Here is a 20,867-nt window from a genome sequence, read left to right on the forward strand (position 1 = left end):
CATGGGGCGGGGACTCGTCATCGGGGTGGTGCTGGTGCTCGCCGCGCTGGGTGTCGCGGTGGGCGTGGTGCTGCGGGACACGGAGGACTCAGGTCCGGCGAACACCGGGGGCCTGACGGTCGCGTCCGCGATGGGGGGCCCGGGCGACACGGCGGGCTATGCGCACGCGGTGGAGCCCCGGGCCTTCCACTTCCCCGAGGACCACGGCCCCCACCCCGACTTCCGCACCGAGTGGTGGTACTGGACGGGCAACCTGGAGACGGAGGACGGGCGGGCCTTCGGCTACCAGTTCACGCTGTTCCGCAGCGCGCTCGCGCCGGAGGAGCCCCAGCGGGAGTCCGGCTGGGCGACGCGGCAGGTGTTCATGGGGCACTTCACGCTGACGGACGTCAGCGCCGGACGCTTCCACGTCAGCGAGCGCTTCAGCCGCGGGGCCCTGGGATTGGCGGGCGCGCAGGGGGTGCCCTTCCATGTCTGGCTCCAGGACTGGGACGTGCGCGCCGAGGGCACGGCCAGCACGTGGCCCATGCACCTGCGCGCCCAGGGCGACGGCGTGGCGCTGGACCTGCTGTTGGACGAGGGCAAGCCGCCGGTGCTCCAGGGTGACCAGGGCCTGAGCCAGAAGGGTCCGGAGCGGGGCAACGCGTCCTACTACTACTCCCTGCCCCGGATGCCCTCGCGAGGCACGGTGTCGGTGGAGGGCAAGACGGTGCAGGTGAGGGGCCAGAGCTGGATGGACCGCGAGTGGAGCACCAGCGCGCTGGGGCCGGACCTCGTGGGCTGGGACTGGTTCGCGCTCCAGCTCGCCGACGGCAGCGAGCTGATGGTCTACCAGCTCCGCAGGAAGGACGGCACCGCGGACCCGTTCAGCGCGGGCACGTATGTCCCCGCGACCGGTGACGCCGTGCACCTGCCCCAGGGCGACATGAAGCTGGAGCCCTTGGGCCAGTGGAAGAGTCCTCGCGGGGGCGAGTACCCGGCGCGCTGGCGCGTCCAGGTGCCCCGCTTGTCATTGGACCTCACCGTGACGCCGAAGCTCGCGGACCAGGAGCTGCGGGTGATGGTGCGCTACTGGGAGGGCGCGGTGTCCATCCAGGGGACGCGCGAGGGACAGCCCGTGCAGGGGCGCGGCTATCTGGAGATGACCGGGTACGCGGACGCCCCCCGGAGCGCCGAGACGGTCCGCAGCCGCGCGCCGTGACTCAGCGCGGGGCCGTCGAACCCACGTTGTGGAGGTCGGGAATGGCGGTGAGCAGCGCCGCCCATTCGGGGTCGCTTGCCATCTTCGCGGCGTGCATGGCTTGAATCTTCTCGCCCAGCGCGGGGTCCGCGTCATCCGTCATGGCGATGCGCCGGAGCCTCTCCACGAGTGGCAGGAACAGGAGATCGCCCGCGCGGTGCAGGGGATCGTCGAAGTACCTCCGCAAGGCCCTCAGGTCCGCGATGCCGACGCAGTAGGCATGCGTGAACCCTTCGGAGGGCTCCCCCAGGTCCCGTCCGACGACCGAGAAGGAGACCGCCTCTGACTTCGCGGTGCGGGAGATGGCCTCCAGGGCCCGCGCCTTCTCGGCTTCCGACACCCCGTCCTTGAAACGGAAACGCAGCAGATTGATGAACATGGCTTCACCTCTCGCTCGAAGATAGCGGTGCGCATGCGCCAGGGCAGGAGGTAACTTCAGGTAACCACCACAATGTGGTTTCCCTTGGGTTACCGCTCCGGATGACGCGCCATGCTCCGCCGCCGCAAGAACAAGACGCCGCCGCTTCCGCCCCTCTGCCCCCTCACCGAGTGCATGAAGCTCCTCGGCGGCGCCTGGACCGCGAACCTCGTCTGGCGCCTCAGCGGAGAGCCGCGCCGCTTCAGTGAGCTGCGCTCCGACATTCCGCGCATCTCCGCGAAGGTGCTCAGCGCGAAGCTGCGTGCGCTCGAGAAGAACGGCGTGCTCACGCGGCAGGTCGTCGCGAGCTCACCGCCCTCGGTCGAATACGCGCTGACCGCGCTGGGCCGGGAGCTCATCCCGGTCATTGAAACCATCGTCCAGGTGGGGATGAAGCTCCAGCGCATGCAAGCAGCTAGACCGCGAAGCGCGCCTGGATCTCCGCCGCGCCCCCTCGCTCGAGCCACGCGTCGAACGTGAGGAGGCCCGGCGACAGCCGCCTCAGCGCCGGGATGTCCGCGTCCCCGACCAGCATCCCTTCGTCGACGACCTCGACGAGCCGGCGCAAGAGCGCGCTCCGCGCCAGGAACTCCGGGGGAAACCGCGCGTAGGAGATCGACGTGTGGGTCGCCCGCCCGATCTTCTCCGCGAGCTGATTCCCGGTGAGCTCGTCGCCCGCCAGCTCCAGGGTGGTGCCCACGTGCGCGTGCGGATCCGCGAACACGCGCGCGACGAGCACGCCGATGTCGTTGCTCGCGATGAACTGCATCCGGCCCTCCGGCTGGAGGAAGAACCTCAAGGCGCGCTCCGCCAGCCCCATGTGCGGCTCCAGCAGCAGCTCCATGAAGGCCCCCGGCCGCACGATGGTCGCGCGGAGGCCGCTTGCCCGGACGTACTCCTCGATCCGCCACTTGCTCTCGAAGTGGCCCACCCCCGTGCCAGGGCGCAGTCCCGCCATCGACGTGTAGACGAAGTGCTCGACCCCGGCGGCCTTCGCCGCGTCCACGACGCCCGCGCCGAAGCGGAACTCGTCCTCGTCCGTCACCCCATACTGCGGCTGCCCCGAGCTCGGCTGGACGCTGAAGACGCCGTACGCGCCCTCCAGCGCGCGTTCGAGCGACACGCGCTCGCCCATGTCCCCCCGCACCAGCTCCACGCCCCCCGCCTCCAGCGCCCGGGCCTTCGCGCTCGAAGGGTCGCGCACCAGCGCGCGGACGCGCCAGCCGTCCCCCCGCAGCGCCCTCGCCGTCGCGCCCCCCTGCTGTCCCGTCGCACCGAGTACCAACACGCACTTGTCTTGGGTCGCCATCACATCTGCCTTTCTTCGGATAAGCGGATGGTTGCTCCGTTTAAATACGGAGCTATGCTCCGCTTATCAAGTGGCAATGAAGCTCCCGAAGACATCGACGGACGACGCGACCGGCGGCGCCATGCGCGCGGATGCGCGGCGCAATCGCGACAGGCTGCTCGTGGCGGCCGACGCCGTGTTCTCCGAGCGCGGCGCGGACGCGTCGCTCAATGACGTGGCGAAGGAGGCGGGCGTCGGCATCGGGACGCTCTACCGCCACTTCCCGACGCGCGAGGCGCTGCTCGGCGCGACCTGTGACGAGCGGTTCCTGAAGCTCGCGCAGGAGAGCCGCGAGCGGTCGGCTTCCGTGTCGGCGCTCGAAGCCCTGCGCCTCTTCCTGGAGGAGCTGGTGCACTACGCGGGCATCTACCAGGGGCTCGCGGCGTCGCTGGGCATCGTGCTGCGGAGCGGCACCGTGGGGTGTCACGCGACGACGGAGGAAGGACAGCGCCTGCTGGAGGCCGCGCAGCGCGCGGGAGAGGTTCGCGGCGACATCTCCCTGGATGACGTGGTGTGCATGGCGATGGCGATCTCCCTCTCCGCCGCGCAGGACGCGTCCGGGCCCAAGCGCATTCCACGCCTCACCGGCATGTTCATCGATGGGCTCCGCCCCGCGCGCGAGGCGGCCGTCACGCATGGCGCGCGGAAACGTTGACCGGTCGGGTCCACGAAACCGGTCCCCTCCAGGAAACCCGGCGACCCGGCTAGATTGCCGGGCCCATGAACGTCCTCGTCACCGGGGCCACCGGCCTCATCGGCAACGCCATCGCCCAGCGGCTCGCGAAGCAGGGGGACTCCGTAAGCGCGCTCGTGCGGGACCCGGCCCGGGCCGCGAAGCTGCTCCCCGCCTCCGTGCGGCTCATCCCCGGGGACATCACCTCCCCGGGCACGCTGCCCGCCGCGATGCAGGACGTGGAGCTCGTCTTCCACGCCGCGGGCATGCCGGAGCAGTGGCAGCGCGATGACAGCATCTTCGACCGCGTGAACCGCCAGGGCAGCGTGAACGTCCTGTCCGCCGCGCACGCCGCGAAGGTGCGCCGCGTGGTCTACACCTCCACCATGGATGTCTTTGGCGCGCCCCGGGGCGGGGAGCTCACCGAAGCCAACATCGACCACCAGCACAAGCCCACCGCCTATGAGCGCTCCAAGCAGGATGCCGAGCGCGCCGTGGAGGCCATCCGCCAGCAGGGCCTGGACGTCGTCTACGTCAACCCGTCCGCCGTCTACGGTCCCAGCCCCGTGCACGTGGGCCTCAACTCCTTCTTCATCCAGCTGCTCAACAAGAAGGCCCCGCTGCTCCCGCCGGGCGGCATGTCCGTGGTCTACGTGGACGGCGTCACCGACGCGCACCTCGCCGCCGCTGGACGCGGCGTCAACGGCGAGCGCTACCTCGTCTCCGACCAGTACGTGAGCAACGCGGACCTCGCCCTCGCCATCCATCAGGCCGCGGGGGCCGGCAAGCCGCCCGCCGTGGCGCCCGTCTTCCTGATGGAGGCCCTGGCCCGCGTGTCCGCGCCGCTCGCGCGCGTGTTCCCCTTCACGCCGCTCGTCGCTCCGGGCCAGCTCTCGTTCATGCGCTGGGAGGCCCACGTGAACGCCTCCAAGGCACAGCGCGAGCTGGGCTTCCGCCCCACCCCGCTCACGGACGGCGTGGCGCGCACGCTGGCCTTCCTGCGCGACCAGGGGCTCGTCCCCCGGGCGTAGGCCCGCTCACACCGGGCCGGGAGCGGACTCGTGGTAGTGGATCGCCTTCCACGTCCCGGCCTTGCGGTGGAAGACGAAGCTCACGCGCCCGTCGTTCGCGTACGGGCCCTCGATGTCCACCCGCGCCCCCTCGTAGTGATAGGTGAGGAAGGCGAAGGCCGTCTCCCCCATCACGTCGAGCCACACGTCCGCCAGGGACATGCGCGCGCCCTTCGCCAGATGGTCCCGGAGGCCGTCGTAGTACTTCGCGATGCCCACCCAGCCCTGCACCGGCTTCGCTCGCTCCTGCGGGACGTAGACGAGGTGCGGGTACTCGCGATCCCAGAGCGCCTGGAGCCGGGCGACGTCCAGGGCCTCGAAGCCCGCGCGGTACTGCTCCAGCAACGCCATCAACTGCTGCCTGTCCGTGTCCACCGACGCCATGCACCGCTCCCTGTCGTCCCGCGAAGAACGCGGGGGTCCGTCCCGAGGGGATGACGGCCCCCCGCGCGTGATGGGGTCCGCCCTACCTATCACCGACGCCTCCGCGGGCTGCGCCCTCCCCAAACCGTCCGTGCCCTGCTGAACCCCCGGCCGCGCTCCCGTCGAATACACTCCCAGCCGCGCCAGGACCTGGAGCCATGCGAGCACACGGCCTCCATGCGAAGAGGGGGAGTTCCAGCGACATGGTGGAGAAAAAGGACGCGGCGGAGGTGTGGGGACGAGAGGTGTCCGCGAAGGAGCTGTGGCCCCGCGTGGAGGCGGCGGCGGGCCCTGGCTGGTCGGCGCGACTGGCCCCGGGGTGGCAAGGCACCGCGGAGAACGGCGTCCTCTTCCACGAAGGAGACCTGGAGGCGGACTCGCTGGTCATCGGGCCCAGGCCGCTCGTCGTCTCCGGCAACGTCCGGATCAACGGCCTGCTCGAGGACGGACACGCGGCCGACCACACCCTCCTGGTGGTGCTGGGAGACCTGGAGGCGGAGAACATCGCGACGTTCTCCACCCTGTTCGTCGCGGGCGACGCGCGGATCCACGGACTCCTCTTCGGCGCCTCGCTGAATGACGACCTCTTCTGCGTCGCGGGGGGGCTGACGGCGAACACCCTCGCCGAGGGGGGCCACCACCTCCTGGTCCAGGGAGCGCTCGACGTGGAGGTGCTCGTGGGCACCAACCTCACCACCGCGGGCGCCCCTCGCCAGCGGCTCGCTCCGCACGACGCGCTCCTTCCCGGCACCTGGCGCGCGGTGGAAGAAGACGAGGATGGCGTCCTCGAATCGACGCTCGACCCGCAAGGGCTCCTGGCGAAGCTGCGCGCGGGGGAGCCCGTGCTGGAGGACACGCGGATCAGCCCGGCGGACAAGGCCATCGCCGCCGTGAAGGCCAAGGCGGCGCGTGGCGAGCAAATCCCTCGGCTCGGGCTCCCGCTGAAACAACTGAAGACCCTCCCCGAGGCGCTCTTCTCGCTCACCTGGCTGGAGGAGCTCACGCTCGACAGCAACGACATCGAGGCGCTCTCCCCTCGCATTGGCGAGCTGAAGGCGCTGCGGGTCCTCTCCCTGGAGTCCCTCCCGCTGACGACCCTCCCCGTGGAGCTCTGCCGCCTCCCCGCGCTCCAGTCGCTGAGCCTGCGGTATTGCGACAAGCTCACGCGGCTCCCGGACGCGTTCAGCGAGCTGGAGACGCTGGAGGAGCTGTACCTCGACGCGATGGCGCTGGAGGACTTTCCCCAGGTGCTGCTCCGGCTGCCGCGACTCAAGAAGCTCTGGTGGTGGCGCTTCTTCCAGACGCCACCCGCGCGCCTTGAAGCGCTGGTGGCCGGCATGGCGCGGATGCCCGGGCTGACCCACGCCGGGTTCTTCCAGGGGAACCTGACCGCCCTGCCTGGGAACCTCTCCCGGCTCGCCGGACTCAAGCAGTTCAAGCTGGGACTCGACCGCGTCCCCCCGGCGGAGGTGAAGCGCCTGGAGGCCGCGCTGCCACCGGGCTGTCTGCGCGTGGGCTACTGAGTGGGCGCGGCGGCCGTTGCCCCGGCCGCCGCGCCCGGGCAACGGCGTCCGCGAGGATGTCTGTGATTGCGCCTGGCCGCCCGCCCTCCTTCCGGTGAGACAGCGGTTCGGGCGCGCCCTCCTGGACGTGGGGTGTCGCCGCGCCGCGTGAGGCCCAGTTTAGAAAGCGCACACGCCCTCATCACGGAGTGACACCATGCCATTGCTATCGAACCTGCTGGGCGGCCCCCGTCGGAGCGTCTTCAGGGGAAGGGGTTGGAACCGGGGACGCAGCGCGTACGGCCGTCATCCCATCGGCTACGGATACCGGGGGCGCCGGTCCGCGGGCCCGGGCAGCGCGCTCGGGCGGCTCATCCTCGCGGGGCTGGGCGCCTACGGCCTGCGCCGCTTCCTCAACAGCCGCTCCCACGCCGCGGGGTATTGAGCGGGCCACCGTGACGGGAGGCGCTGGGAAGTACCGTGGACTTCCCCCGGCAAGGCGCGGCCCGCATCGGTCCCTCACAGGCACGGGAGCGTTCCACGGACATCTCCTGGTGCCTGACATCCCGCACGCGGCCCCCCTGCGCGCGGCCCCGCTTGGGGTAGGGTCCTCCTCCGTGTCCGGCCACCGGCCGACGAAAGAGGATTCGCACGCATGGCGAAGGCGAAATACGTCCTGGCGCTGGACCAGGGCACCACTGGCACGCACGTCTCCATCCTCGATACCCGGTTGCAGGTGGTGGGGCGCTCCTACAAGGAGCTGCCCCAGCACTTCCCCAAGCCGTCGTGGGTGGAGCACGACCTGAACGACATCTGGGCCAGCAGCGAGTGGTGCATCGCCCGCGCGCTCAAGCACGCGGGCCTCACCGGCCGAGACATCGCCGTGGTGGGCATCACCAACCAGCGCGAGACGACCGGCCTGTGGGCCCGCGACACGGGCGAGCCCCTGGGCCGCGCCATCGTCTGGCAGGACCGCCGGACGGCCGACATCTGTCAGCGGCTCAAGGCCCAGGGGGTCGAACCGCGCGTGCGCGAAGTCACGGGCCTCGTGCTGGACCCCTACTTCTCCGGCACCAAGCTCACCTGGCTCTTCAGCCACCTGAAGGGCGCCCGGAGGCGCGCCGAGCGCGGCGACGTGTGCTTCGGCACCATGGACTCGTGGCTCGTCTACAAGCTCACCGGCGGCGCCGCCCACGTCACCGACGTGTCCAATGCCAGCCGCACCCTGCTGATGGACCTGCGCACGCTCGCGTGGGACGACGAGCTGTGCTCGCTGCTGGAGGTGCCCCGCGCGTGCCTCCCGGAGATCCGCGGCAACGCGGAGGTGTACGGCACGACGCGCGGCATGAAGAGCCTGCCGGACGGCATCCTGGTGGCGGGCATGGCCGGCGACCAGCAGGCGGCCCTCTTCGGGCAGGCGTGCTTCAAGACGGGCGAATCCAAGTGCACCTACGGCACCGGCGCCTTCCTGCTGATGAACACCGGCACCCAGCCGGTGCGCTCCACCGCGGGCCTGCTCACCACCGTGGCGTGGAAGCTGGGCAACACCACGCACTACGCGCTGGAGGGCAGCTCCTTCATCGCGGGCGCCGCCGTGCAGTGGCTGCGCGACGGGCTCAAGGTCATCAAGAAGGCCCCGGACGTGGAGGCGCTGGCCGCCAGCGTGAAGGACTCCGGCGACGTCGTCTTCGTCCCGGCGCTCGCGGGCCTGGGCGCGCCCCACTGGCGCCCGGAGGCGCGGGGCCTGTTCGCCGGCATCGACCGGTCCACCACCGTGGCGCACCTGGCGCGCGCGACGCTGGAGGGCGTGGCCCTTCAAATCCACGACCTGGCGGACGCCATGCGCCGCGACAGCGGGCGGGACATCCCCACCTTCAAGGCGGACGGCGGCGCGGCGGCCAACAACCTGCTCATGCAGTATCAGGCGGACCTGCTGGGCGTGCCGGTGGTGCGCCCGCGCAACCTGGAGACCACGTCCCTGGGCGCGGCCTTCCTGGGCGGCCTGGGCGCGGGCGTGTGGACCAGCCCGGACGCCATCCGCCGCGCGTGGAAGGCGGACCGCACCTTCAAGCCGAAGATGAAGCCCGAGGTGCGCGCGCGCCACCTGGAAAAATGGAAGCAGGCGGTTTCGAAGGCATGAGGTGAGCCCCCCAAGCCGGGCACCCTGACGCGCCGGGGCTTCCATCGGGCGGAGGAGCGGGTAGAACGGCCGTCATGGCCTACGACCGCACGTTGCTGACCCCGGATGCGCTCCAGACCTTCCTCTCCAACCACCCCGCCTGGAAGCACGAGGGCGGGATGATCCGCCGGACCTACGAAGCGCCCTCCTTCCTGGAGGGCATCGCCTTCGTGGACCGCGTGGCGAAGGCCGCGGAGGCCGCGGACCACCACCCGGACATCGACATCCGGTGGCGCAAGGTGACGCTGGCGCTGGTGACCCACGACGCGGGCGGCCTCACCTCCCGCGACACCGGCCTGGCCGCGGAGGCGGACCGCCTCTTCAGCGAAGGGGCCGGCGGTCGGTGATTCACGGCTTGCGCGGGACGGCGGCGGCCCTGGCGTGCGCGGCGCTCCTCGCCGCGCTCCCGGCCTCCGCCCAGGACGACACCCCCACGGAGCCCCGCCCGGAGCGGCTGTACTTCAACTCCGGCGCGCTCCTGGGGTCGGCGCGCGTGGTGGGCCTGGGCGGCGCGTACGTGGGCATCGCGGAGGGCGCCGCGGGCTTCCCCAGCAACCTCTCCGCCCTGGCGCAGCGCAGCGCCTCCCTGGACCGCGACTGGGACCTGGGCGTCACCCTGTCCTGGCTGGACCTGCCCTTCACCGGCACCCAGCGGCGGGACGTGGACAACGACGGCCAGGCCGATGAATCCGTGGACAGCCGGCAGCTGCTGGGCGCGCTGATGCTGCAATACAAGCGCTTCGGCATCGGCTTCCTGTGGCGCAACAGCCGCACGGGCTACTGCATCACCACCGCCTGCCGGGGCGAGGGCGGCAAGCTGCGCGTGTCCCTCACCCAGTCCGTGCTCGCGGGCTCCGTGGCCTTTGGCCAGGATGACTTCATCCTGTCGCTGGGCATCTTCTCCGCGCAGGCGAGCTTCAGCGAGCTGGGCGACGAGTCCTGGCGCTACGGCGACACCGGCGTGGCGGTGGACATGCTGTTCCGTCCGCACGGGCGCCCCTACCGCATTGGCGTGGCGGTGCGGCCGGAGGTGGTGGCCGGCTGGCGGCGCGACGACGGCCAGAGCCCCTTCATCGCGGGCCGCCGCATCTACGCGGCCGTGGTGTCCCCCGCGGTCCTCTCCCTGGGCGCCAGCTGGCGGCTGGGCGAGGGCGCGCACCGCTACAACCGGCTGTCCCCGGCCGCGCGGCGGCAGCTCCAGGTGGAGGGGGACGCGCTGCCGGTGCCGGAGGAGGAGCCGCGGGACGCGCTGGCTGGCCGGTGGCTCATCACCGCGCAGGTGGACCTCATCTCCAGCGTGAGCAACGCGGTGCCGTCGCGCTCGTTCGCCTCCTCGGCGGAGCCGCAGCGCGTGGGCGACAAGGCCACCTTCCAGCCGCGCCTGGGCACCGAATGGGACACCTTCCCGGGCCTGCTGCGCCTGCGCGCGGGCACCTGGCTGGAGCCGTCCCCCTTCCCGGGCCGCAACCCCCGGCCGCACGTCACCGGCGGCTTCGAGCTGTTCGTGCTGCGCTACTGGGAGGACTGGGCCATCACCGCGTCGTTCGACCTGGCGAGCCGCTACTCCAACTGGGGCGTCTCCATCGGCTTCTGGCGGTAGTGTCTGGCTTTGAGCGCTGGGTGGGTAAACGCGACGGCCTTCCTGGGCGGTCGCGGCGCCCGTCCACGGCGCCGCGTCCCCCACGCACGTGACGCGCGGTGTGTTGAGCAGCGGGCGGCCGAGCAGCCTCCTGGACTGTATTTGCGGGTGTGGGATGGCGTGAGAACCCTGCCGTACACGGAGGGGATTCCATGTATCTGGGGCGGGGGTGGCGCCAGACTGTCTTGGGTGCGACGGTGCTGGGTTTCGCGTTCGGCGGAGCGTGGGGGTGCGGGCGCGGGGCGCCGCCGCCCGACCCCAACAACTGCGAGGACTCGAAGGCGGGGTGTCCTCCCAAGGAGCAGCCCTCGGTGCCCGGCGACGCGCCACCGCCGGGCACGGGCTCCAACCAGACGCCGCCTCCGACCACGCAGCCGGAGCAGCTGCCGCCCGCGTCGGGCGTGACGCTGTGGCTGGCGAAGGAGGGCACCGCGCAGGACGACCTGGCGCTGGACCTGGCGGTGGACCCCACCGGCGACCTCTTCACCGCGGCGGCGTACGGCTACGACGACCTGGGCGCCCGCGTCCCCACGGATGACGGCGTGCAGCTGGTACTGACGCGGCGCTCGGGCGCGGGGCAGACGCTGTGGACCCATGCGTACGACGTGCGCGTGGACCCCACGCCCGTGGACCTTCGCGCCGACGTCCACGCCCGCGTGGCGGCGGACGGGACCGGCGCGCTGCTGGTGGCCGGGAACCTCCAGGGCACGACGGACCTGGGCACGGGCAAGCTCGGCGATGGCGCCTTCGTCGCGAAGCTGTCCGCGGACGGCGTCACGCTCTGGGCGAACCGCGTCCCCGGCGAGCTGACGGTCACGGACGTGGCCGCGGACGCGCAGGGCCGACTGTACGTGGCCTATACCGCGCCGGGCACGGTGGACCTGGGCGGCGAGGTGAAGGGCGCCCCCGGCGGGGTGGCGGTGTTCGCGGCGGACGGCACGCCGGTGCTCGCCATCGCCGTGGGCAGCGCGGAGTCCGACGGCGCGGCCGTGGAGCCCCTGTCCCTGGCGACAGGCGCGGACGGCGGCGTGGTGGTGGCGGGGCGCTTCCTGGGCACGGTGCGCTTCGGCACCAACGCCGTGCAGGGCTCCAGCGAGGGCAGCCCGTTCGTGGCGCAGTACCGGGCCACCGGCGAGCTCGACTGGGTGAAGGTCCGGCCCAGCGTGAAGGGCCGCGTGCGGGACGTGAGCCGCGACGCCGCGGGCGACGTGGTGCTGGGCGGCGACTTCCAGGGCGGCTTCGCCTGGGCGGGCGCGTCGCTGAAGGGCGCGGCGACGCCCAGCGCCTTCGTCGCGGTGGCGGCCGCGGACGGCACCGAGCGCTGGGCGCACGAGCTGGGCGTGGACGCGTCCGTGCAGGGCGTGGCCCTCCAGGACTCCGGCGAGGTGCTGGCGGTGGGCTACACGTACTCCTGGCTGGAGAACGGCACCACCGGACAGGACGGCCTGGGGTCCGCGCAGCTCTTCACCCAGCGCTTCGACCCCACCGGACAGCCGCTCGCCTCGCGCCTCTTCCTGGCCGCCCCACCGGAGGCCCGGGGTGAGCTGTACGGGCTGGAGGCCGTGCCCGCGGTGGCGCTGCTGCCAGACGGAGACGCGGTGCTGTATGGCGATTCCGACCGCGTCACCGACTTCGGCGTGGACAAGCTCACGCCCCAGCGCGCGGACATCTTCCTCTTGCGCGTGAAGGACTGACCCCGCGCTGGAAGAAAGACGGGCCCGGCGCGCGCGGCACCGGGCCCGTCAGCGTCTTCACGGCGCGGAAGGCTCAGCCGCCGAGCGCCACGTTCTCCAGCACGCCCAGCGCGTCGGGGACGAGCACGGCGGCGGAGTAGTAGGTGCTCACCAGGTACTGGGCCATGGCCTGGCCGTTGATGTCCATGCGCTTCACGGTGAGGCTGGGCTCCACCTCATCGGGAATGCCGGCGTTGTGCAGGCCGATGACGCCCTGGTCGTCCGGACCGATGCGCATCGCCAGGATGGCGCTGGTGTTCTCCCGGGTGATGGGCAGCTTGTCGCAGGGCAGCAGGGGCACCCCGCGCCATGCCTGCATCTTCTGGCCCTCCACGTCCACCACCGTCGGGTAGAGGCCGCGCTTGTTGCACTCCCGGCCGAACGCCGCGATGGCGCGCGGGTGGGCCAGCATGAAGCGCGTCTTGCGGCGGCGCGACAGCAGCTCGTCCAGGTCGTCCGGCGTCGGCGGACCGGAGCGCGTGTTGATGCGCTGCTTGAGGTCCGCGTTGTGCAGCAGGCCGAACTCCGGGTTGTTGATGAGCTCGTGCTCCTTGCGCTCCTTCAGCGCCTCGAGGGTCAGACGCAGCTGCTCCTGGGTCTGGTTCATCGGGTCGTTGAAGATGTCCGACACGCGGGTGTGCACGCGCAGGATGGTCTGCGCCACGCTCAGCTCGTACTCGCGCGGCTTCAGCTCGTAGTCCACGAAGGTGCCGGGCAGCACGGGCTCGCCGTGGTGGCCGGCGGCCAGCGCGATGGAGGCCTGCCCCGCCTTGTCCTGGGGCCGCTTCAGCTTCGCCTTGAAGCGCTCCACGTGCGCCGCCAGCACCGGCGACTGGCTGATGAGGGACTCGAACACCTCCTGCGGCAACGCCATCACCGTGCAGGCGGTGAGCGCCTTCACGGTGAAGGGCCAGACGTCGTTCGACTCCACCACCGCCTGGTCGCCGAAGTGGTCGCCGTCCGCCAGCGTGTCCAGCACGACGGGGTCGCCGTACTTGCCCGCGCCCAGCTTCTGCGCCTTGCCGTGCGCCAGGAGGAACACGTGCTCGGCGGACTGGCCCGCCTCCACGATGTTCTCCCCCGGCTTGTACTGACGCTGGGTGAAGCGGCTGGCCAGCGTGCGGATGAGCAGCCCATCCACGTCCTCGAAGCCCCGCATCAGCGGCAGCTTGAGCAGCTCCTCCGGGATGATCTCCACCTTGACGCCGATGTTGCTGAAGTTCAGGCGGTCGTCACCCACGGTGTAGGTCAGCCGGCGGTTGACGCGGAACGTGCCACCCGACACCTGCACCCAGGGCAGCACGCGCAGCAGCCAGCGGGGCGAGATGCCCTGCATCTGCGGCTGCGTCTTGGTCGTCGTCGCCAGCTGACGCGCCCCGGCCGTGCTGAGGCTCTGGCTTTCGTGCGCCGCGACGTTCTTCTCTGAGTTCGCCATGAAAGAACCTTCCGATTGCGTGCGGGTCCGGGACTACGAGCGGCCGATCTCCACGCTCTCCAGGATGCCCAGCGCGTCCGGCGTGAGCACCGCCGCGGAGAAGTACGCGGTGACCAGGTAGTTCATGATGGCCTTCTCGTTGATGCCCATGAACCGGACGTTGAGGCTGGGCTCGATCTCATCCGGGATGCCCGCCTGGTGCAGGCCGACGACGCCCTGGTTCTTCTCACCCGCGCGCATCAGCATGATGGAGCTGGTGCGCGACTCGGAGACGGGGATCTTGTTGCAGGACACGATGGGGATGCCGCGCCACGCGGGAATCATGTTCCCGTTCATCTCCACGCTGGTGGGGTAGATGCCGCGCTTGTTGCACTCCTGGCCGAACGCGGCGATGGCGCGCGGGTGGGCCAGGAAGAACGACGGCTCCTTCCACACCGTGGCCAGGAGCTCGTCCATGTCGTCCGGCGTCGGCGGGCCGGAGCGGGTGTGGATGCGCTGCTTGAGGTCCGCGTTGTGCAGCAGGCCGAACTCGCGGTTGTTGATGAGCTCGTGCTCCTTGCGCTCCTTCAGCGCCTCCACGGTCAGACGCAGCTGCTGCTGGGTCTGGTTCATGGGGTCGTTGAAGAGGTCCGCGACGCGCGTGTGAATCTGGAGGACCGTCTGCGCGACGGCCAGCTCGTACTCGCGCGGGCGCGTCTCGTAGTCCACGAAGGTGCCGGGCAGCACGGGCTCGCCGTGGTGGCCGGCGGCCAGCTCGATGGCCTTCTGGCCGGAGGTGTCCTGCTTCTTCTTGGTGCGGGCCTTGAAGTTGTCGATGTGCTTCTGGAGCGACGGCACCTGCGCCACCACCGCCTCGAAGGCGGACTGCTGGAGGACGAGCGCGATGACGGGCGTCACGGCCTTGGCCGTGAACTGCCAGTAGTCCTGCGACTCCAGCAGCGCCTGGTAGCTGTAGTGGTCGCCGTCCGCCAGCGTCTCCAGCACCACGGGCTCGCCGTACTTGCCCTTGCCAATGCGGTTCACCTTGCCGTGGGCGATGAGGACGATGGAGTCCGCCTCCTTGCCGGCCTCGGTGATGACCTCACCGGCCTTGTACTCCTTCTGCTCGAAGCGGTTGGCCAGCGCGGTCAGCGCGTCCACGTCCTCGTAGCCGCGCAGCAGGGGCAGCTCGCCCAGCTCCTGCGGGATGACCTGCACCTTGGCGCCGGTGCTGGTGAAGGTGACGCGGCCGTCGCCCACCGAATAGGTCATGCGGCGGTTGACGCGGTACGTACCGCCGGACACCTGCACCCACGGCAGCAGCTTGAGCAGCCACCGCGAGGAGATGCCCTGCATCTGGGGCTCGGACTTGGTCGTCGTCGCCAGCTGGCGTGCCGCCTGGGTCCCAAGGCTCAGGTTGTTGTCGTCGTGCTTCTTCGTGTCATTGGACATGGTTCACCCTTGTCTGGTTTGAGGAAAGCAAAGCCTGCTCACTGCCGTCGAACTCAGGACCTGCCGCTGCCGAACAGCGCGGCGACCCGCGTCGCGGCCATGCCCAGCCCGGAGAGGTTTCCGGTCTTCAACTTGGGCGTCGCCGCGTCGATCAACTCGAACTCCTTGTAGCGGTCCACCGCCGCGTGCCACTGGGGGATGCCCGCCATCCACTGCTGCAGCTGCTCCACGTACTTGTGCAGCTTCTCCTGCGCGTTCGCGTCCAGGTCGAAGGAGCGGATGACCACCGGCAGTTCCTTGGCCACCAGGTGCTCGAACTGCTTCATCCGCGCCGTCATCAGCGCATTGACCACGAGGACGGCCGCGTCCTTGTCCAGGTCCAGGAACTTCTGCACCACCAGCACGCAGTTGTTCAGCTCGCCCTCGAACTCGATCTCCTTCTGGTAGGAGAAGATGTCGTTGACGAAGCAGGCGTAGTCCGCGGCGGAGTTCTCCAGCCCGCGCAGGGTGCGGGTGTTGAAGACGTCCTCCGGGACGGCGTCGCCCTTGGACAGCCGCGACAGGCTCATGGTGAGGTCCGAGCCGAACGTCTTGCGGCGCATCTCCACGTAGTCCACCGGGTCCGGCACGCGGTTGAGGATCTGGTTGTTCAGCTCCCAGACCCAGCTCTCCGTCATGTCCTGGATGGCCTTGCGGAACAGCATGCGCCCGCGGGGCGTCAGGGGACCGGCCGTGCGCTTCCACAGGTCCGCGAGCCCCACCTCCACCGGGTTGGTGGGCACCGCGGCGTTGGCGACCTCCACGTCGTCCGGCATGAACTGCGTGAGGCGGGCGTTGAACAGCTTCGCGCCCGGCATGTCGCGGGTGTGGGCGTAGAGCGCGGGGAAGTAGTCATCCGCGTAGGTGCCCCACACCAGCCAGCACGCGGTCAGGTCCAGCTGCTCCGGGGTCGCGTCCGGGTGGATGAGCGCGCCGCAGAGGGCCACGTCCGCGACGTCGAACTTGTGGTCGTCCCAGATGGAGAGCCCCACGCCGGGCAGCTCTTCCAGCATGCCCATCCGGCGCGCCCAGTCCTTGGAGTTCCGGCGCGCGCGCTCCAGGTGGGGGCTCAGGTAGGTGCTGTACGGCATGTAGAACTTCGGCAGCTTCACCGGCCCCACGTGCTGGCGGGGCACGTGGCTGAAGGACTTGGAGCGCGGCCCCAGGCCCAGCGCGCCGGACGTCAGGGGCAGCCGCAGGGCGGAGGTGCCCAGGCCGGCGGGCACGGGGATGGACAGCTCCGGGCGGCGCTCCGCGTGCTGGTTCATGTAGCGGTTGGAGCGCATGTGCCATTCGTGGCCACCGGACTGCCAGTCCTGGAGGCCGCGCAGGTACGTGAGCACCTGCGCCTGCTCCACCGGGTTCAGCCCGTACTCGGCGAACAGCCAGGGCAGCTCCGTGGCGGCGGTGTTCTCGAACTGCTGGAGCCGCGACGTCAGCAGGTCGTTGACCAGGTCCGCCGCGCGCTGGGTCTCACAGTCGAGGAACTTCTCCACCACCAGCACGCCGTTGGACAGCTCGCCCTCCTCCAGGATCTCGCGCTCGTAGGAGAAGAGGTCGTTTCTCAGGTGCACCGCGTCCGAGAACGTGTCCTTGAAGACGCGCATGGGCCGGCTCTTGACGACGCGGGCCGGGATCTCCGCGGCGACGGCGTGCTCCACCAGGTCCGACGACCAGGGCGCGCCACCCACCTTGCGGCGCATCTCGATGTATTCGATGGGATTGGAGATGCGCGCTTCGCTGATGTTCTCGATCTCCCACATCGACTCATCGAGCAGGTGCTTGGTGTTCTCGAAGAAGCGGCGGCGCCAGTCCATGGACATGGAGGGCACGGTGCGCTGCCACAGGTCCCACAGCGCGCGCTCCACCGGGTTGACGGGCTCCGGCGGCGTCTGGCTCAGGTCCAGCGGCATGAACAAAGGCAGCCGGTCCAGGTACGCCTGGCCGCCCTTCACGTCGCGCGAGTACTTGAAGACCTCCAGGAAGTGGTCGTCGAAATAGAAGACCCAGACGTACCAGTCCGTGATGAGGTCCAGCTCCGGCCCCGGCGCCTCCGGGTGCGTGTACGCGCAGAGCAGCGCGTAATCCATGCCGTCGAAGCGGCGCTCGGACCAGACCTCCCGCTCCGTCCCGTCCCGCGGCGGGCCCAGGATGCCCATCTGGTATGACCACGCCTTCGTGTGGACGCGGGCCGCCTCGACGTTCGGGTTCAGGCGCGCGGGCCAGGGAACGTAGAAATCCGGCAGCTGGAACGGTTGCTTCTGTCGCGCCTTCGACATGCGTGCCCCTCGTTGAACTGAGGCACGTTTGTACTGTCGTCCAGTGACCAGCTCCACGAATAACTGGTTACACAGACAGATTCGTGTAGTCTCGGAAACTAGAAATCGCCGGACTGGGTGATCAATTACCCCACGCCCTGGCGAGCGCACGGCGGTGCGGGGAGCCACGCATCCCGCTCCGGGACGGCCGCATCCCCGCTTTACTCCGCCAGGGGCGGGCCTAACGGCGCGTCGAGCGGCGCGACGGGCTCTTCCGGGTGGACGACTTGCGCGCGGGAGACTTGCGCGCGGTGCGGCCCGAGGCGGCGCGACGGACGGGCGACTTGCGGGCGCCGCGCTTGGCGGTGGCGCGCTTCGCCGTCCCCCGCTTCGCCGTGCCGCGCTTGCCCGCGGCCTTCTTCGCGGTGCGCTTGCCCGCGGCCTTCTTCGCGGTGCGCTTCGCGGTCGCGCGCTTCGCGGTGCCCGTGCGGCGGGACGAAGCCTTGCGAGCGCCCTTGCGCGCACCGGACGCGCGGCGGCGCGACGGCGTGGCGGGCGTCGCCTCACCGACCGGCAGCATCGTGTGGGACGACGGGGTCAGGTTCGGGTCCTGCATGTTCGACTCGGCGTGCATCAACAACCTCCAGGGATGACGACTCCCGCAAGGCTATGCGCAACCGCGTGAAGACCCTGCATGCCCCCGGCTCGCAGATGCACTCCACCTGACGAATGCGCGCGCGGTGGCGCCGCGCGGGGCCGACAATCCGGCCCCGGAGCGCCGGGTCCGGACGCGCCCCGCGCTACGCCGCGCCCCTCAGGAACGCGGCCAGCTTCTCGTACGCCACCGCGAGCGGAGGAATGGGCGCGCTCTCGTGGAGCTGGTGCGCCTGCGCCGTCTCACCGGGCCCGAAGTTCACCGCGTCCACGCCCCACTCGCCGAAGCGCGCCACGTCCGTCCACGCCTGCTTCGACGCGGCCGGCAGGCCGGTGAGCGACATCAGCCGCTGGAACAGCGGGTTGCCCGCGGCCACGGGCCCGCTGGGCGACGCGTCCGTGAACTCCACCTCCGCGCGGCCCGCCACCAGCGCCAGCACGTCCTCCTTCGCCTGGGCCACGCTCTTGCCCGGGGCGAAGCGGTAGTTGAGGTTGAGCTCGAACGCTTCCGGCACCACGTTGCGCGCCCGGCCGCCCTTGGCCAGCGTGGCGCTCATCACTTCGTAGAAGGGGAAGCCCGCGACGTTCACCTCCACGCGCTGGCGCCCCAGCAGCTCCGTGAGCAGCGGGCCCGCCTTGTGGATGGCGTTCTCCCCCTGCCACGGCCGCGCCGAGTGCGCGCTGCGCCCGGTGAAGCGCACCGCCACCTGCATGCTGCCGACGCAGCCCACCTGCACCACGCCGTCCGTGGGCTCCATCGCGATGCCGAACTTCACGTGCGACAGGTCCGGCCGCTTCGCGTACAGCGGGATGAGGCCGCTCTCCGCGTAGGCCCCCTCCTCGCGCTCGTACAGGAGGAAGGCGACGTTGACGGGCAGCGCTTCGCGCTTCAGGTCCTCCGCCAGCGCCATCATCACCGCGACGCCGCCCTTCATGTCGGAGGCGCCCAGGCCGTGCACGCGCTCGCCCTCGATGCGGGGCGCGCGGCCCACGTCCCCGGGGTGCATGGGCACCGTGTCCAGGTGGCCGATGAGCGCGACCGTGGGGCGGGGGTCCTCCAGCGAGCCCAAGAGCAGCGTGTGCCCGACGCGGAAGACCTCCTCGCGGCGGAAGTGACGGAGGGCCCAGCCCTCCACGTGGTCCGCGATGGGGCCCTCATGACCAATGGGGCTCTCGATGCGGCACAGCTCGAGCGTCGTCTGGGCGAGGCGGGTGGCGAGGTCGGTGGAGGCCATGCGCGAAACACCATACTCCCCGCCCGCGCCCGGCACACCGTCCCGTCAGGCGCCTGCGTCCAGCGGCTCCTCGAACGTCGTGGTGCCCTCCAGCACCGCGAAGCAGATGCACGCGGGGCCTTGCAGCGCCGTGAAGTCGTGCAGGGAGCCGTCCGCCTTCTCCAGCTCCTCGCCGGGCCAGACCTCCTGGCCGGAGTCCTCGCGGAAGCCGCCCTCCAGCACCAGGTTCCACTCGCGGCCCACGTGCGCGTGGCGCGGGTAGCGCACTCCGGGCCCCAGGCGCACGACGGCCGCCATCATCCCCTCGCGCGCGGGCCCCGTCTCCACGGGCATCATCTCCACGCCGTCCGCCGGACCGGGCAGCCAGTTGCCTGGCTCCGCCATGGACTCCAGCACGTCGCGCGCCCGCGCCTCCGTCACGTCCAGGAACGCGGCCACCTTCCCGGCCCAGCGGGCGAAGCGGCCGGGGCCCTCCATCCGCTCCATCAAGCGCGTGAGCGCCGCGGCCGGGGGCTCCACCGGAGGGACCAACGCCCCGAGCGCATCCACGGCCGGCGCCAGCCGGTCCAGCTCCGCCCGGCACCGCGCGCAACCCTCCAGGTGCCGGGCCACGGCGTCGCGCCGGGCGGGCTCCAGGGTCCCGAGCAGCCACTCGGGGAGGATGTCGTCGAGGTGTTCCATGAGCTCCCGGGTTGCGTGAGACAGCTTGCGTCACCCAAGGCCTATACGCGCCCCCGGTGACAGCGGATTTTCGCGCCCGTTACACCGGGACCGCGAACTCCCGCAGGGCGGCGTTGAGGCTGGTCTTCTGGTCGGTGGACGCCTTGCGCTGCCCGATGATGAGCGCGCACGGGACCATGTACTTCCCGGCCGGAAACTCCTTCTCTCGCATTCCAGGAATCACCACGCTCCGGGCGGGCACGCGGCCCTTGTGGACGACCTCCTGGGGGCCGGTGACGTCGATGATCTGCGTGGACGCGGTCAGCACGACGTTGGCGCCGAGCACCGCCTCCTCCTCCACGACCACGCCCTCCACCACGATGGAGCGGCTGCCCAGGAAGGCCCCGTCCTCGATGATGACCGGCGACGCCGCGGGCGGCTCCAGCACGCCCCCCAGCCCCACGCCGCCCGAGAGGTGGACATGCCGTCCCACCTGCGCGCAGGACCCGACCGTGGCCCACGTGTCCACCATGGTGCCCGCGCCCACCCGGGCGCCGATGTTCACGTAGCCGGGCATCACCACGGCGCCCTTCTCCACGAAGGCGCCGTAGCGCACGGTGCCCGGCGGCACCACGCGCACGCCCGCGGCCTCCAGGCCCTTCTTCAGGGGCACCTTGTCGAAGAACTCGAAGGGGCCCACCTCCATCACCTTCATCTCCGACACCGCGAAGAACAAGAGGATGGCCTCCTTCACCCAGGCGTTGACGCGCCAGCCGTCCGGGCCCTTCTCCGCGACGCGCAGCTCGCCGGCATCCAGCCGCGCCAGCGTCTCGCGCACCGCCGCCACGGTGTCCGCGTCCTTCAACTTCGCCCGGTCCGCGAACGCCGCGGACACGCGCTGGGAGAGTTCTTCGATGGAGGTCGCCATGG

At 70.9% G+C, this 20,867-nt stretch carries 20 protein-coding genes; 10 read left to right on the forward strand and 10 right to left on the reverse strand.

Going from position 1 to position 20,867, the window contains the following annotated elements:
* The first annotated feature begins 1 nt into the window (after position 1).
* Positions 2-1,201 carry a lipocalin-like domain-containing protein gene (locus FOF48_RS17200; RefSeq protein ID WP_143903008.1) on the forward strand — a complete coding sequence of 400 codons (1,200 nt, stop codon included), beginning with the start codon at positions 2-4 and terminating at the stop codon, positions 1,199-1,201.
* Between the two features lies 1 nt (position 1,202).
* On the opposite strand, the gene FOF48_RS17205 is transcribed toward FOF48_RS17200, so the two are convergent.
* The gene (locus FOF48_RS17205; protein ID WP_143903009.1) at positions 1,203-1,619 is read right to left on the reverse strand and encodes a Dabb family protein; all 417 of its coding nucleotides are present in this window, start codon (positions 1,617-1,619) and stop codon (positions 1,203-1,205) included.
* A 111-nt stretch (positions 1,620-1,730) separates the two neighbouring features.
* On the opposite strand from FOF48_RS17205, the gene FOF48_RS17210 reads away from it, so the two are divergent.
* Entirely contained in the window at positions 1,731-2,138 is a 408-nt protein-coding gene (locus FOF48_RS17210; RefSeq protein ID WP_143903011.1) for a helix-turn-helix domain-containing protein, read from the forward strand.
* Here FOF48_RS17210 and FOF48_RS17215 read toward each other — a convergent pair.
* Positions 2,074-2,967: an NmrA/HSCARG family protein gene (locus FOF48_RS17215; RefSeq protein ID WP_143903013.1), complete on the reverse strand. Its 894-nt coding sequence runs from the start codon at positions 2,965-2,967 to the stop codon at positions 2,074-2,076. The two genes, FOF48_RS17210 and FOF48_RS17215, sit on opposite strands and share 65 nt — an antisense overlap.
* 76 nt (positions 2,968-3,043) lie before the next feature.
* On the opposite strand from FOF48_RS17215, the gene FOF48_RS17220 reads away from it, so the two are divergent.
* Together FOF48_RS17220 and FOF48_RS17225 are read left to right on the forward strand one after the other, a co-directional pair.
* Positions 3,044-3,661, forward strand: coding sequence for a TetR/AcrR family transcriptional regulator (locus FOF48_RS17220; RefSeq protein WP_143903015.1), 618 nt, complete (start codon positions 3,044-3,046; stop codon positions 3,659-3,661).
* A 65-nt stretch (positions 3,662-3,726) separates the two neighbouring features.
* The gene (locus FOF48_RS17225; RefSeq protein WP_143903017.1) at positions 3,727-4,710 is read left to right on the forward strand and encodes an SDR family NAD(P)-dependent oxidoreductase; all 984 of its coding nucleotides are present in this window, start codon (positions 3,727-3,729) and stop codon (positions 4,708-4,710) included.
* A gap of 6 nt (positions 4,711-4,716) precedes the next feature.
* On the opposite strand, the gene FOF48_RS17230 is transcribed toward FOF48_RS17225, so the two are convergent.
* Positions 4,717-5,133, reverse strand: coding sequence for a nuclear transport factor 2 family protein (locus FOF48_RS17230; RefSeq protein WP_143903019.1), 417 nt, complete (start codon positions 5,131-5,133; stop codon positions 4,717-4,719).
* Between the two features lie 242 nt (positions 5,134-5,375).
* Here FOF48_RS17230 and FOF48_RS17235 point away from each other — a divergent pair, with 242 nt between their 5' ends.
* The 6 genes from FOF48_RS17235 to FOF48_RS17260 all read left to right on the forward strand — a co-directional run bounded on the left by FOF48_RS17235 (position 5,376) and on the right by FOF48_RS17260 (position 12,186).
* Entirely contained in the window at positions 5,376-6,695 is a 1,320-nt protein-coding gene (locus FOF48_RS17235; RefSeq protein WP_143903020.1) for a leucine-rich repeat domain-containing protein, read from the forward strand.
* 196 nt (positions 6,696-6,891) lie between these two features.
* Complete coding sequence (locus tag FOF48_RS17240; protein WP_143903022.1) at positions 6,892-7,119, forward strand: hypothetical protein; 228 nt, start codon at positions 6,892-6,894, stop codon at positions 7,117-7,119.
* A 210-nt stretch (positions 7,120-7,329) separates the two neighbouring features.
* Positions 7,330-8,814 (forward strand): glycerol kinase GlpK, encoded by a 1,485-nt coding sequence (gene glpK / locus FOF48_RS17245; protein ID WP_143903024.1) that lies wholly within the window; start codon positions 7,330-7,332, stop codon positions 8,812-8,814.
* Positions 8,815-8,888: 74 nt separating this feature from the next.
* On the forward strand, positions 8,889-9,200 hold the full coding sequence (locus FOF48_RS17250) for a 4a-hydroxytetrahydrobiopterin dehydratase (RefSeq protein WP_143903026.1): 312 nt from the start codon (positions 8,889-8,891) through the stop codon (positions 9,198-9,200).
* Positions 9,197-10,453: a hypothetical protein gene (locus tag FOF48_RS17255; RefSeq protein ID WP_143903028.1), complete on the forward strand. Its 1,257-nt coding sequence runs from the start codon at positions 9,197-9,199 to the stop codon at positions 10,451-10,453. Before FOF48_RS17250 ends, FOF48_RS17255 begins: the two co-directional genes overlap by 4 nt.
* Positions 10,454-10,644: 191 nt before the next feature.
* Positions 10,645-12,186, forward strand: a complete 1,542-nt coding sequence (locus FOF48_RS17260; protein ID WP_186001951.1) for a hypothetical protein — start codon at positions 10,645-10,647, stop codon at positions 12,184-12,186.
* Between the two features lie 73 nt (positions 12,187-12,259).
* Here the strand turns inward: FOF48_RS17260 and FOF48_RS17265 are convergent, their stop codons facing one another.
* From FOF48_RS17265 to FOF48_RS17295, 7 genes are all read right to left on the reverse strand, one after another.
* Positions 12,260-13,660 carry a family 2B encapsulin nanocompartment shell protein gene (locus FOF48_RS17265; protein WP_143903031.1) on the reverse strand — a complete coding sequence of 467 codons (1,401 nt, stop codon included), beginning with the start codon at positions 13,658-13,660 and terminating at the stop codon, positions 12,260-12,262.
* 33 nt (positions 13,661-13,693) lie between these two features.
* A complete protein-coding gene (locus tag FOF48_RS17270) occupies positions 13,694-15,091 on the reverse strand; it encodes a family 2B encapsulin nanocompartment shell protein (RefSeq protein WP_143903033.1) in 1,398 nt (465 codons plus the stop codon).
* Between the two features lie 53 nt (positions 15,092-15,144).
* The gene (locus tag FOF48_RS17275) at positions 15,145-17,409 is read right to left on the reverse strand and encodes a family 2 encapsulin nanocompartment cargo protein terpene cyclase (protein ID WP_143903035.1); all 2,265 of its coding nucleotides are present in this window, start codon (positions 17,407-17,409) and stop codon (positions 15,145-15,147) included.
* Positions 17,410-17,629: 220 nt separating this feature from the next.
* Entirely contained in the window at positions 17,630-18,022 is a 393-nt protein-coding gene (locus tag FOF48_RS17280; protein ID WP_143903037.1) for a cell envelope biogenesis protein TolA, read from the reverse strand.
* 166 nt (positions 18,023-18,188) lie between these two features.
* Complete coding sequence (dapE, locus tag FOF48_RS17285; RefSeq protein ID WP_143903039.1) at positions 18,189-19,277, reverse strand: succinyl-diaminopimelate desuccinylase; 1,089 nt, start codon at positions 19,275-19,277, stop codon at positions 18,189-18,191.
* Positions 19,278-19,322: 45 nt separating this feature from the next.
* Positions 19,323-19,958 (reverse strand): dimethylsulfonioproprionate lyase family protein, encoded by a 636-nt coding sequence (locus tag FOF48_RS17290; RefSeq protein ID WP_143903041.1) that lies wholly within the window; start codon positions 19,956-19,958, stop codon positions 19,323-19,325.
* Between the two features lie 79 nt (positions 19,959-20,037).
* On the reverse strand, positions 20,038-20,865 hold the full coding sequence (locus FOF48_RS17295) for a 2,3,4,5-tetrahydropyridine-2,6-dicarboxylate N-succinyltransferase (protein ID WP_143903043.1): 828 nt from the start codon (positions 20,863-20,865) through the stop codon (positions 20,038-20,040).
* Between the last annotated feature and the right edge of the window lie 2 nt (positions 20,866-20,867).

It is taken from the genome of Corallococcus sp. Z5C101001 (assembly GCF_007352635.1).
Classification (GTDB): Bacteria; Myxococcota; Myxococcia; order Myxococcales; family Myxococcaceae; genus Corallococcus; species Corallococcus silvisoli.